General features: G+C 45.5%; 12 protein-coding genes and 2 tRNA genes. 4 read left to right on the top strand and 10 right to left on the bottom strand.

What is annotated here, in order from left to right:
- Window positions 1-48: 48 nt before the first annotated feature.
- The 5 genes from AC0VXX_RS08660 to dnaQ all read right to left on the bottom strand — a co-directional run bounded on the left by AC0VXX_RS08660 (window position 49) and on the right by dnaQ (window position 4,578).
- A complete protein-coding gene (locus AC0VXX_RS08660) occupies window positions 49-1,923 on the bottom strand; it encodes a cation:proton antiporter (RefSeq protein ID WP_475516779.1) in 1,875 nt (624 codons plus the stop codon).
- Between the two features lie 287 nt (window positions 1,924-2,210).
- Window positions 2,211-2,287: transfer RNA gene (locus AC0VXX_RS08655), tRNA-Asp, on the bottom strand.
- Window positions 2,288-2,344: 57 nt separating this feature from the next.
- Window positions 2,345-2,421, bottom strand: a tRNA-Asp gene (locus AC0VXX_RS08650).
- Window positions 2,422-2,519: 98 nt separating this feature from the next.
- Window positions 2,520-3,803: a TIGR03503 family protein gene (locus AC0VXX_RS08645; protein ID WP_475516977.1), complete on the bottom strand. Its 1,284-nt coding sequence runs from the start codon at window positions 3,801-3,803 to the stop codon at window positions 2,520-2,522.
- A 46-nt stretch (window positions 3,804-3,849) separates the two neighbouring features.
- A complete protein-coding gene (gene dnaQ, locus AC0VXX_RS08640; RefSeq protein ID WP_475516778.1) occupies window positions 3,850-4,578 on the bottom strand; it encodes a DNA polymerase III subunit epsilon in 729 nt (242 codons plus the stop codon).
- Between the two features lie 68 nt (window positions 4,579-4,646).
- On the opposite strand from dnaQ, the gene rnhA reads away from it, so the two are divergent.
- Entirely contained in the window at window positions 4,647-5,126 is a 480-nt protein-coding gene (gene rnhA, locus AC0VXX_RS08635; protein WP_475516777.1) for a ribonuclease HI, read from the top strand.
- A 13-nt stretch (window positions 5,127-5,139) separates the two neighbouring features.
- On the opposite strand, the gene AC0VXX_RS08630 is transcribed toward rnhA, so the two are convergent.
- Window positions 5,140-6,036 (bottom strand): LysR substrate-binding domain-containing protein, encoded by an 897-nt coding sequence (locus AC0VXX_RS08630; RefSeq protein WP_475516776.1) that lies wholly within the window; start codon window positions 6,034-6,036, stop codon window positions 5,140-5,142.
- A 4-nt stretch (window positions 6,037-6,040) separates the two neighbouring features.
- Complete coding sequence (locus tag AC0VXX_RS08625; RefSeq protein ID WP_475516775.1) at window positions 6,041-6,778, bottom strand: methyltransferase domain-containing protein; 738 nt, start codon at window positions 6,776-6,778, stop codon at window positions 6,041-6,043.
- A gap of 172 nt (window positions 6,779-6,950) precedes the next feature.
- Between AC0VXX_RS08625 and gloB the strand changes: the two genes are divergently transcribed.
- On the top strand, window positions 6,951-7,730 hold the full coding sequence (gene gloB / locus AC0VXX_RS08620; RefSeq protein ID WP_475516774.1) for a hydroxyacylglutathione hydrolase: 780 nt from the start codon (window positions 6,951-6,953) through the stop codon (window positions 7,728-7,730).
- Window positions 7,731-7,817: 87 nt separating this feature from the next.
- Window positions 7,818-9,356: a LysM peptidoglycan-binding domain-containing protein gene (locus AC0VXX_RS08615; protein ID WP_475516773.1), complete on the top strand. Its 1,539-nt coding sequence runs from the start codon at window positions 7,818-7,820 to the stop codon at window positions 9,354-9,356.
- A 176-nt stretch (window positions 9,357-9,532) separates the two neighbouring features.
- Here AC0VXX_RS08615 and AC0VXX_RS08610 read toward each other — a convergent pair whose 3' ends face one another.
- From AC0VXX_RS08610 to AC0VXX_RS08600, 3 genes are read right to left on the bottom strand one after another with little or no spacing between them, the layout of a single operon-like run.
- Window positions 9,533-10,126 (bottom strand): BsuPI-related putative proteinase inhibitor, encoded by a 594-nt coding sequence (locus AC0VXX_RS08610; protein WP_475516772.1) that lies wholly within the window; start codon window positions 10,124-10,126, stop codon window positions 9,533-9,535.
- The gene (locus AC0VXX_RS08605; protein WP_475516771.1) at window positions 10,126-11,952 is read right to left on the bottom strand and encodes an AsmA family protein; all 1,827 of its coding nucleotides are present in this window, start codon (window positions 11,950-11,952) and stop codon (window positions 10,126-10,128) included. Before AC0VXX_RS08605 ends, AC0VXX_RS08610 begins: the two co-directional genes overlap by 1 nt.
- Before the next feature lie 39 nt (window positions 11,953-11,991).
- A complete protein-coding gene (locus AC0VXX_RS08600; protein WP_475516770.1) occupies window positions 11,992-12,486 on the bottom strand; it encodes a putative 4-hydroxy-4-methyl-2-oxoglutarate aldolase in 495 nt (164 codons plus the stop codon).
- Between the two features lie 219 nt (window positions 12,487-12,705).
- Here AC0VXX_RS08600 and AC0VXX_RS08595 point away from each other — a divergent pair, with 219 nt between their 5' ends.
- The gene (locus AC0VXX_RS08595; protein ID WP_475516769.1) at window positions 12,706-13,020 is read left to right on the top strand and encodes a hypothetical protein; all 315 of its coding nucleotides are present in this window, start codon (window positions 12,706-12,708) and stop codon (window positions 13,018-13,020) included.
- Window positions 13,021-13,378 lie beyond the last annotated feature (358 nt).

The raw sequence follows: 13,378 nt of genomic DNA, 5'->3' as shown, positions 1-13,378 counted from the left end.
ATAGATCTGATGTCAGGTGTTAAGTAACAACTAAATGATTTACTCCACTTAACTATGACTATCAGTCTCTCTATCTGCGGGCTTAGACTTAGCCTCTTTAACCTTTTTCGCTTTAGACTCGTCGCTCACCTGAGTATCACTTAGGGCTTCGGCAGATAACAAGCTTATCAACTCAATGCCCACTGGTAAGTCTGTGATCGCCTCGGTAATAAGCTTCACTTTGCCCTCTTGCAGATAAATAAGCGGCAACGCCATTTCACCGTAACGACGTTTAAAATCGGTAAACGTGAAGTTATCGGTAATGCTGGTTACCTTTATCACGCCGCCTTTTGCCATGGTTGTGGCTAAACGGGTATAGGAAACCGACTCACCAAATAAACATAACCGTTGCTGATAAGATTCTGACAGCTTATGGCGGGCGCTGTTGCCCTCATTATTATTTAACCCAAACACTTTATCTTTGCCCAATACATCTTGGTAATGAAAGGTCACTAATGGATTTAGCTGTCGATAAGGTGATAGCACTAATAAGCGGCCAACCCCGCTCATATCGATCGCGTTTTCAGCATGCTCTGAAGCAGGATTACCGAAATACACCGGAATATTATCCATACGCGATAATCGAATGTTATCCCAGTTATTATCGGCAAGGATCACCGGCACATTTTTACTCAATAAGACTTTGGCAAGTGCTCTGGCAAACTTTGAGGCCCCAAAAATAAGTAAACCTTGTGATGACCCTGATTTCACTCCCAAAAAACGGGCCCAGCGGCTGGCTGTAAGACTCTGCGCCACCACTGTGCCAATAATAATAAGAAACACCAAGGGCACTATCTGTTCGGCGCCGGGTAAACCTTGGCTTTCCAGTTTAATGGCAAACAATGATGATACCGCAGCGGCTACAATGCCTCGCGGAGCCACCCAACTTAAAAACCATTTATCTGCTCTTGCTAAAGAGCTGCCTATGCCACAACACCACACACTAACGGGCCGCGCGATAAACATCACCACACACAGTAATGCAATACCTTGCCAGCCCAAATCCAGCAATGCTTGCGAGTCTAAGCGCGCCGCAAGTAAGATAAACAGGCCCGAAATAAACAACACAGTGAGGGTTTCTTTAAATTCAATAATATCGTCAATATCAACGCCGCGCATATTCGCCAGCCAAATACCCATCACAGTCACAGTCAGCAGGCCTGACTCTTCTTGCACCAAATTTGACAACACAAACACGCCCAGCATGATGGTTAATACGGCAGTATTTTTCAAATAATGCGGCACGAGGGCACGGCGTATCACAATGCCGATGGCGTAGCCAGCACTCGCTCCTAAGCCGATACCAATGCCTAACATATAGACTAAAGAGTGAAGCACATGGGTCGTTGGATCGGCGGCCACGGCAATGTATTCAAACACTAACACCGCCAGCAAAGCACCAATGGGATCGATAACTATGCCTTCCCAACGCAAAATGCTGGCTAATTGTGCTTTAGGTTTGATACTGCGCAGCATGGGCACAATCACAGTTGGGCCAGTTACCACCACTAAGGCGCCAAATAACATCGACAACTCCCAGCTGAATCCCATGATAAAATGGGTCGCACAACCTATGATGGCCCAAGTAATTAAAGTACCTATACTGACAAGATTGGTTACCATTCGGCCGTGTTCACGGATCTCAGAAAAGTTAAGTGTCAGCGCACCTTCAAATAGAATCACCGCCACACCAAGAGAGATGATCGGAAACAGTAGGTCACCAAATACAGCGTCAGGGTTGAGAATCCCAAAGCCTGGTCCGACGAGCAAACCACATATCAATAGCGGTAAAATGGCAGGTAAACGAAGCTTCCAGCCTAACCATTGGCAAAGAATAGATAAAATACCGACCAATCCTAACATGGCAGTGATCTGCTCAACCATTGATATGTCCTTTCGTTTTAATCAAAAATATACACTCTACAGCATGCGTGCCCAGTGCATGCTTGTCGATTTTTTTCTAATTCCATCAATTATGCGGCGCATAACCATGGTAAACATCAGTCATATCCCACAATGACAATAGGAGAATCAATGTCGATGGTATGCAACAGTAAAGCCATAAGGGGAATGCTGGCGCAGTGAACTCGGCCGCAGTGGTATTGACATGAATGAGTATAAAAAATGTAAATTAAAAAAGCCCTAGCAGTGATGCTAGGGCTTTTTTAATTTGGCGGAGCGGACGGGACTCGAACCCGCGACCCCCGGCGTGACAGGCCGGTATTCTAACCAACTGAACTACCGCTCCAAAAAGGTCATGTAATCTTAAAACAACTAATATTACATTCTAAATTAGGCACTTGATTGGCGGAGCGGACGGGACTCGAACCCGCGACCCCCGGCGTGACAGGCCGGTATTCTAACCAACTGAACTACCGCTCCACATCAAGTTGCGATGCATATTACTGAGGCGATAAACCCTCGTCAATCATTATTTTAACAAAACGATTTGATTAGTTAAAAAATCATCAATTTAGACTTTATCGATTACTTTCTGTCTTATCTGCTGGCTGATCTTCTGGCATTGATAAGTCTATTTCGTCCAGTGTTGGCCCTATATCTTGAGTCCGCTCTTGCGCTAAACGCGCTTCGGTTACGGCCAAAGCACGGTGCAAATTTTGCCGTTTGCGCCACACGACTAAACCGATGAGGCCTAGTATCAACAAGGTGCCGTTAATGGTCATTATCCAAAATAACGCATCATCTTTCGCTTTTGCTTCAGCAAGGGCGGCTTTTTGGGCGGCGATGGCGGCTAACTCTTCTGGCGTTGGCATAGGTGCAGGCGGCGGAACTAAATTAAAAAATTGTTCAGGTAGTTTAAGTACCACTTCACGTCCACTGAGGGTAGTGGATACCGCTGAGCCCTTAATTCGATAACTACCAAATTCGGTGACTTTAGGCAGTTGCAGCTCAACGTTTTTTTGCGTGATACTCCGCAGCGGCAAGTTTAACCTCATCCCAGCGGGGCCGACCAGTTCAAACTCAAAATGGGTCGTCTCTAGCGCCAGCTGGCTATCATCCACTGCCAATTGCAATTGCCAACGTCCATTAAGATGATCGTCTGGTTCAATTATCTGTAAGGTTATGGGCATAGGTGACAACACAAAGTTACGACGAAACTCGCGGTTGAAAATATTATTTTCTGCCGTCACTTGAAAGCGGTAATGGCCCCAAGGCTGGGTTAAATTGATCTCGCTGGTAAACACCCCATCATCGGGTTGCTCATCAAATTGTTCGCCATTATCTTTATAACTGCCCACAATTAAGGTGCCTTCGGCAAAGTTTGCGTCTCCTGGGCGATGTTCACTGACAAAACGCACAGTCCAATTGACGAGATAATCAAGCCCAGGCATGCGCATGCGCTGCTCATCGCCCATTAACTTGGCGACAACTTTAAGGCGCTCTCCTTGATAAACCGGCTGTGGTAATGGCTGAACATCGATATTCAGCTTGGAGACTTGCTCAACTGTTGACCCCTGCACCACCTGGCCTAACAGTTGCCATGGGCCGGGCATGGGATCTTTGATGGTGATGATGTCGCCACTTAAACCATCGGCCCATTTAACAGACTCAGGATGACGCGACTGATACCATTTAGACCCATCGGGTAGCACCACAATTACAGGTGAGCTACCGTAATCACGTTGTATAAACAAGGTTACCTCATCGACCATATGATCAATTCGAAAGCGATTTTTTAATGCTTTAGCATAAGTCGAATCGACCACTTGTGCGCCGACATTGATGCTAGCCAAACCCAGCATCAATGTCACACTGATGGATGTTAACCATTTTTTCATAGGATGACGCTTATCCTCGCCAAATACATTGCCCTGATTTTTCAACTAAATCTAACCTTTTTTCATGCATAGTTAGTTCATCGGCCGCAGCTGAGATCACTTTAAGTTTTACGCGATTAGGCGCTAAACGCTGAATTCCGCCACCCTCTTGCCCCGGTTTTTCATTAGACAACTCAAACTTAGTTTGGCCACCCGTCATGATGAGGTAGACGTCGGCCAAAATCTCGGCATCGAGTAATGCGCCATGGAGATCGCGGCGAGAGTTATCTATGCCATAGCGTTTACATAATGCATCTAGGTTATTTTTTTGCCCAGGATGTAAAAATTTGGCCAGTTCGAGCGAATCGAGGATCTGACAAATATCACTGGTTTTAGGTCCTTTTGGCTGTAATAGCGAAAACTCATGGTCCATAAAGCTAACGTCGAAGTTAGCGTTATGTGCCACGATTTCAGCGCCAGCAATAAAATCGATAAAGGATTGTGAGATTTGTGCAAATACCGGTTTATTGGCGACAAATTCATTGGTGATGCCGTGAACGGCTATCGCCTCTTCATCAATCGCCTGCATCGGATTGATATATTCATGATAGTGACGCCCCGTGAGCTTGCGGTTAATCACCTCAACACAACCAATTTCAATAATACGATGCCCAAAATAAATGGCACCAGCACCTTGGTTCATACCGGTAGTTTCGGTATCGAGAATAACTTGGCGCTTTGCGCTAGAGATAAGATTCATGTTTACGACCGCTTTTATCTAACATTTTTGGGTATACTGCCCAGATTATTCGCTATGGTAGCAACTTGATGACTGGACTGAAACAACTGTTAATCTTCACCGATGGATCTTGCTTAGGAAATCCCGGCCCCGGTGGGTATGGCGTGGTAATGAAATATAAGGCCCATGTGAAAGAACTTGCCGATGGTTTTGCCCTCACCACCAATAATCGCATGGAGCTGCTGGCGCCGATCATCGCCCTAGAAGCACTGCATGAGCCATGCAATATTATCCTAACCAGCGACAGCCAGTACATGCGCCAAGGGATAACCCAATGGATCCACGGCTGGAAAAAACGCGGCTGGCTCACCGCCAGTAAACAACCAGTAAAAAATATCGATTTATGGCAACGCCTGGATACCGCCACTCAATCTCACCAGATTGAGTGGCGCTGGGTTAAAGGCCACGCTGGTCACCTAGAAAACGAGCGCTGCGACACCTTGGCACGTCTCGCCGCCGAAGCCAAACCCACGCAAGTAGATAAAGGATATATCGATAACGCCCAGTGATCGGCGACCTGTATCAAGGGGCGATATTTAAAAATCGCTGACTAAAATGATCAAATGCATCACAAAGGGCACTCGGGTTACGGCTCTTGTGCCTAATGCGGTAAAACTGCCGCGCTAGGGTTAAACCATTGACTTCAATCACCGCCAACTCTTTACGATTTAACTCTTTCTCTAACGTCAGCTCCGACAATACCGCAAGGCCTGCACCTTGCCTCACTGCTTGTTTAATCGCATCTGGGGTAGAAAAACTGAATTTTTCAATCGGCTGCAGATCGAGCATATTCGCCGCATTGATAAAATAATCGCGCGTACCCGAGCCAGATTCACGCATCACCCAATGCTGGCCACGCACCTGCTCAGGCTCTACCTGCTGCCCTGCCAGTGGATGCCCTGGATGACAAAATACCAACAGTTTATCTTTATGCCATGCCTCAACTTTAATACGGCTGTCTAAACATTGCCCCTCGATAAAACCCACTTCAACGCTAAACTCCAATACCGCTTTGATTACTGCTTGAGTATTGGTGATATTAAGATCCACCATTGATGAGGTAAATTGCTGGCAAAACGCCACGGCACTTTTCGCCAACAGATAATTACCAATGGTCGAGCTGGCGGCCACATTTAAGGTACCGCTCAAAGAAGCCTCTGGCGATGAAAACAGTTGTTCAATCTGTTCTACTTTTTGTAAGGCTTCAGTGGCTAAGGGTAATAACAAACTGCCTTGAGCATTAAGGCGTAATCGATTTCCGACCCGTTCAAACAGACGCGTATCGAGCTGCTTTTCCAGTTCGGCCAGTGCCATTGAGGTCGCTGGAGCCGACAAATTGACGAGCTCAGCGGCTCTTGCAACTTGACCACTGCGTGCAACTGCCTCAAAAATCATCAGTTGCTTTAGGGTGATTCTCATTTATTCACTCTTTATCATTATCATAAACCCGCAAAGGCCCATTACGGCCAGCGGTTGGCGCTGCCGACCAATTGGGTTGGCGCACTCGCTGACGATCGGCGATGGGAGTCAAAGGCGTTTCTAATTTACGCGCCACTAGAATGTACACGGCGCCGCTACCAGGCAACCAGGCTTGCAGAGCGTGCTGCCAAATGCTTTCATCTGTGATATCTGTCATCAAATGGTGATAGGCAAGCCGCTCATCACCTACCACTTGATAACCCAGCAATCCCAGCCAGTCTTTCACCCGCGCTGGAGTAAAAAATCGGCCAGACCAAGGGAGCCGCTCTTGATAACGGGGCAGTATTTTCCCCAAAATAGCCGGACTTAACGGGTTAAAACCGACAATAAACAGATAGCCGCCTGAAATTAATACACGATCGGTTTCGCGCAGTACGCTGTAAGGGTTAGTTTCAAAGTCGAGTAAAAAACTGCATACCGCTGCATCAATAACCCCATTTTGGATGGGTAATTCACTGTAATGACCAGCCAGCGATGCCTCGCCCTCGGGCGCGATAGAAAATGTTTTGCCAACGGGTAAATTGGGTTTATCTATCCCGGCGCTGAGTGAACCAAGGTTGAGCAGATGATAGCCAAACACTTTAGGCCACCATGGCGCCAGCTTATCTTCAATGGCCTCTTGCAACCATTGACCATTAGGCAGGTCTTGCCATCGCTGTGGTTTGCTGGCCGTTATAAACACAATGCGCTCCCGTTTTGCAACAAGTGGTATCAATGGGGTAAGTCTTGCCGTTTTATTAAATGCGATCTTTATAAATCAATATTTTGTATTAAATCGTTAAAGGACTATACACGCAATAGCCTCGCTCATTAAACTACTCAAGCTGACACACTTTTTTGAGGCACCCATTATTATGATTTCAGTTACTCCTATTTTAGCCTTTGACGACAACTATATATGGCTGATCAAATCGCCAGACTCACGCCATTGCTATGTGGTCGATCCTGGTGATGCCCAGCCTGTCATCGCGTATTTGACCGAACATCAACTTGAATTAACAGGTATTTTGATCACTCATCATCACCATGATCATACTGGCGGTATTGCTCAGTTGCAGCAACACTTTAACCAGATGTTGAAGGTTTATGGCCCCGCAAGCGAAAACATCGCGGGCATAACTGACAACATCACTCAAGCCACTAGCGCGATCACCTTAGAGGGCATTAATACACCAGTGGCGATTTTTCACTTACCGGGACACACTTTAGGGCACATCGCCTACCATATAGGCTCGCACCTGTTCTGTGGTGACACCTTATTCAGCGGCGGGTGTGGTCGGTTATTTGAAGGCACACCTGAGCAAATGTTGAGCTCGTTGACCTTACTCAGTCAGCTCAATGGCGACACCCTTGTTTATCCGGCCCATGAATATACATTGGCCAATTTACGCTTTGCTTTGACGGTTGACCCGAGCAATAGTGCGCTACACACCTATGTTCAACAAGCACAGCAATATCGAGCAGTAAATCGTCCAACACTCCCCACCACTATCGCCCATGAAAATGCAATTAATCCCTTTTTGCGTGCTGATGACCCCAAGATACAGCAATCTCTCAACAAGCAATTTCAACAACCTATCCAGGATAAAACCACCAGTTTCACGCTTCTTAGGCAATGGAAAGACAACTTCTAGGAAATCATTTACAATAGCGCGCTAATTAAGTCCCCCCTTCTCATCCGAGGTACGATACTGGGACATATCTGTAAGGAATAATGTTTAATGCGCTTACCACTTGTCCTGATGGCGGCAGGGTTTTCCCTGCTTGCTGGTTGTCAGCACTTAACCGTACAACCCGTAACACCGCTACCATCACAGGTTGAAACGCCTGTAACCCCGCTTGTTAAACCCACTGCGGAGCAACCTGAGCCTGTCGTGGTCACCGATGTCTGGCAACGTATCCGCTTAGGGCTCACCATGCCGGTGCCGGATCAAAAACTGGTTAAGCAATATCGCGATTGGTATATCAAGCATCCACAACACCTAGCTCGCGTCTCTGAGCGTGCTGAACCCTTTATGTACTTGATTGTTGAGGAAATTGAAAAGCGTAACTTGCCTATAGAGCTAGCCTTGTTGCCTATAGTTGAAAGTGCGTTTGACCCCTTTGCCTATTCCCATGGTGCCGCATCTGGCCTATGGCAATTTACCTCGCCAATGGCTAAATATTTTGGCTTAGAGATGAACTGGTGGTACGACGGCCGCCGCGATGTGCCAGCGGCGACCACCGCGGCACTCGATATGATGGAATACCTTTACCAAAAAACCCATCAAAATTGGTTATACGCCATTGCGGCCTATAACACAGGCGAAGGTCGAGTGCTTAATGCCATTAAGCGCAACCAACGTAAAGGGATGTCCAGTGACTTCTGGTCGCTTGATTTACCGCGTGAGACCGAGCGTTATGTGCCACAGTTAATTGCTTTAGCCGATGTCATTAACAACGCCGAAGCATATGGCATTGAACTGCACCCAATCCCTAACCAGCCACAACTTAAAGTGGTTGAAATAGGCAGCCAAATCGACTTGGCACTCGCGGCGAAAATGGCAGATATGACACTTAATGAACTGCATTCGCTTAATCCAGGTTTTAACCAATGGGCCACTGCGCCACAAGGGCCACACAAATTAGTGTTGCCAATCGATAAAGCCGAAGCATTTGAAATAGTGCTTTCTCAAAGCGAGGCCGCAGATCGCCTTACATGGCAACGTTATAAGATTAAATCAGGAGACAGCTTAGGCAAGATTGCCGAGCGCTACAACACCACACCAGCGGCACTGCGCGCCGTTAACGATATGCAAAGCAATACGATCATTGCTGGCAAGCATCTGTTGATCCCCGTCGCGGCGAAAGATCCCTCGCAATACCTATTGTCGGCAGAACAGCGCTTGCAACAACAGCAATCTCGCAGTGGCAAAGGTATCAAGCTTAACTATACCGTTAAACCTGGTGACTCTTTTTGGAAAATAGCCAAAGCCCATAATGTTAAGGTGTCGAGCCTTGCCAAGTGGAATGCGATGGCGCCAAAAGATCCATTAAAACTCGGCAAGACCTTAGTCATTTGGCAACAAAGCAATAAAAGCAGTGTTACTCGTACCGTCAACTATACCGTTCGCAGTGGCGATTCACTGGCAAAAATTGCCGCTAAATTTAAGGTACAGGTTAATCAATTAGTGCAGTGGAATAATCTCTCTGGGGAAAAGTATTTACAGCCAGGGCAAAAGTTAACTGTGCATGTTGATGTCACCCGCTCCAGAGTCTAAAACAGAAAATGATGCATACAAAAAAAGCGATGCCTTAGGCATCGCTTTTTTACTTTATCAAGCTTAATGAACCACTTCATTTTGGGCTGTGGGCAATCTTGACTCACCATCTTGAATTACCATCACGAATTAACTAAATGTTCACACCTCAGCTTGAATTACCTTTGGCGTAAACACTATCGAGCCAATGGCACGGTAATATCCGTCAATGCCACCTGTTGCTCGCTAGACTCGGTTGCTACACCGTCATAACGTGCTAGAAGCATCGCACCTGGGGGAAAACCCGCTAACTGTGCCGCTGGGATCATAAAATTAGCCTTAACCTGCTGATGTGGCGCAATGACGACATCTCTCAACGCTTGAGTAAACATCATCTCATTGGACCATGCCCACAAGCGATTGCCATCGGCATCGACAACCCAGAGATCCGCTGTCATGCCTGAACGATATTGAATTGGCACGCCGTAATCATTGGGATTACTCACCGTTAGGGTCACTTTAAGGCCTTTATCGGTTAACGTCGAAGTCAACTCACCTTTAAATAAACTCTTTTGAGGCATTTTAGGATCCATTGGTCGCTCAGTTGTAGGATGGTCAATCGCCTTGCGATCGGCAAACGGAGACTGGCCTTTCACCACGTTTACACTGCTTGCCTGCTCTGTTGCGCGTACCTCTGCAGAAACTGCAGCTGGTTTAACAGGCTGTTCAGCATAAGCGCAGCCCGTAATAAAGAGTAACAAGGGCAGAGATATGACTGAAGTCTTCAGCATTAGAATCCTCCTAGTTTTTTAAACAGTTCATCTTTGAGCTTGTCTTTCACTTTATCCGTTTCTTGTTTTAATTTGGCATCAAACAAGGCCGCCGTATCAAGTTTAAACTCGGGCTCGGTCATGGTTCCGGTTATCGCAAAAGGAATTTCAACACCATGTAAGGCATCACGTTCATTTCCACCTTGACCTTCAAGAGACCCGACTACAGATGTTGTCAACTTATAATCTAGCGCTTGGGTAATAATATTGGCATCACCTTTGCCACTGAGGCGAATAAGTGGTGAGGCCATCGCCAGATCAGGGTTATTGAACACCCCTTTTGCCAGTGAAAAACTGCCCGTTAGGCTGGTGAAGTCGGTTTTTTTCTCACCTGTTGATGTCGCATTAAGATCGCCGCTTAACTTTGCTTTAGCATCACGAAGCATTTGCGGGATATTCACCCCATAGAGCGCACCGTCGGTCACACTAAATTGACCTTTAGCAATTAGATTACGTTTAATATTGTCACTAATTAAACTTTGTCCGTTACCCGCAATACTAAAATTGGCGGTACCCGCTAACAAATCGACATCTGCGGCAGCGGTCAATAACGGCCGTACTTTCACGCCAGAGATCTTACTGTCAAAACGATAGTTGGCCACCGCTTGACGTCCATCGAGACGTGCCGATGAGGTTAAGGTGCCTTGATAAAGTTCAGCCGATAGCTGCTTAACATCCAATACACCCTCTTTTAACACCAGCTTCATTAGCCAATTATTGGTGGTCAAATTATTAACCACAATCGATTTGATGCTCAAATCTAAGGCTAAGTTAACCGCCTTCAGGCCTGCAAGATCGGGCTCCTGTTGTTTAGTCTCTGCTGCTTGAGTCGCCTCAGTGACCTCACCCGCTTCACTCTTAGGTAGCAAGTTATCGAGGTTAATATCATCAAATGCCAGAGACGCAATCACATTAGGCACCGCAGTACCATAGTGAATATCGAATTTACCGCTAGCAGTAATTGAGTCGATCGCCAAACGTTCAAGCATAAGCGCGACTTGTTTATCTTGGGTGTTGACCGTCACTTGAGTCATTAAATCAACGGTCATTGCTTTATTGGGGATACCTGCGCCTTTGATGGTATTGTTGACGGCAAAATCACTTAAGCTAATTTGCTTAAGATCTTCAGACACGGTTAATTGACCAGCGCCTTCGCTAACCAATTTCACATCAGGCATGCTGGCACTAAACTTATATGACAAATCCGCTAGCTGCCCCAATGAAAACACACCTAAATTAAGTTCATCAAGGCTGAAGACTTGAACCTTGCCGCTCGCCTCATCATATAAATTAATTTGAGAATTGGTAATGGCGACGCCGCCAATATTGAGACGACTCAGTTGCACATTGGCTGGAGCCTGTTCGCTGGCCGCGTCATCGGCTTGCTTATTCTTAGTCGAAGTTAAGCCATCAAAACTGCTACGACCATCTTTATAGGTATCAAGGTTAACGGTTAAACCGTCTAAATTCAGCTGCGCAATATCCACCTCTTTACTGAGCAAGGGCAATAGTGCAACCTCAGCCACAATGCCATCAACACTAACCATGGTTGAGTGTTCAAACCCTTGCGGATTAGACAGGGTAATGTCACCCAAAGAAATACCTATGGCAGGGAAAAAGGTCCAACTTAAATCTTGATTGATGAGTAAATCCCGCCCCGTTTGTTTTTTTACCGCATCGACAATTTGCGGCTTAAAATCATTAGGGTCAAATATCACGGTTAAATATAGGGCCAGTACAATAAATAATGCAACGACAGCAAGTAGCAACCATTTAATAAATTTCATAACAGGTTCCATCTGGTGAATGAATAGATAGCGATACGCTTAATACTCTAGAGGTAATTCGAGTCGTTTTGACGACACCGCAATACCATTATCATCGGCGTAAAGCATCATGCCGGGTTTAATTATAACGCGGTCTATCTCTAATGGGACATTAACATCCCCTATGTCGCGTTTATCCGTTTTTATCGGATTAGCTCCTAATGCCTGGATCCCTATCGGCATCTGTTTCAATGCAGCCACATCACGAACATATCCATTAATGACAATGCCACTCCACCCATTATCTACTGCATTTTGGGCTATCATATCCCCCAATAACGCACGTCTTGTGGATGCACCACCATCAACTACTAATATTTTGCCCTCACCGGGCTGGGATAATATCTGTTTAACTTTAGAGTTATCCTCAAAACATTTAACAGTCACCACCTCACCCCAAAATATGGATTTCTGACCAAATTGGCGATAATGAGGTGAAAGTAAAGATAAATCCGACTCATAAAGGTCGAAAAGATCGGGCAGTAAGTCAAGCATATGCGCCTCCGTGCATCAATAAAATGAATAAGTTACTATAGCAAGGCAACATTAAAATGAACATGAGATAAATTTACAATTAAGTAGTTTTAGAATATCTATTAACAATCTATAATTAGTCGAAATCCCTAACAGACCCTATCTCTGTGGCATATTCAGTTGTAGGATTGTGGGTGACATTGATTTTATTTCCCTTACTATCGATCTACTTGAGATAACATGACTGATAATTTTGATCTACAAGATGCCATCTCGGCTCTCGACGAATACGGCTACGAAAAGAAGCAAACCAGCGGATTAGAGAACGCTCGTAATGCCAACCAAATGGAAACGTACCTTAAGTCGCTTAATTATAATTTACGCCGGTTAACCACGTTACAAGCTGTGGTCAATAAATTGGTCGATGAAGAAGAATATAAGCAGGCTAAAAAAGAAAACATCCAAACTTATAAATCCAAAATCATTAATCTATCACGTCAATACAACCTCTCATTTGATGAAGTTGTAGAGATTATGCGCCAGCAGAAGAGTTAACCTATGCTCTCAACCCGCAATCATCACGGTAATTAGCATAACCGTGATGTGAGTGCATGCAGCATAACTAATTGACGCCTTGCTAAGGTTCAGATGACTAAAGCTGATAGCTAAAGCCTAAGAGTACTGAGGGTACTGAGGGTACTGAAAATCATAGTAGTGAAACTCAGAGTAGTGACATTAAGAGCACTGAATAAGAGCACTAAAAATTAGCTTGTTCAATTGTTAAACTAGAATGCAGATAATAGCCTAATTAATGGGTGCCATTATGTTAATGAACATTATGATTGACCACTATTATTACCATTTGTAACCCAGTAATTACTATTATATCTAGCTCACGATATCACCTGAGTCG

The organism is Shewanella sp. QJM3NY_23 (genome assembly GCF_056173105.1).
The sequence above is the reverse complement of the archived record's forward strand: the minus strand, read 5'-3'. Positions and strand labels throughout refer to the sequence as shown.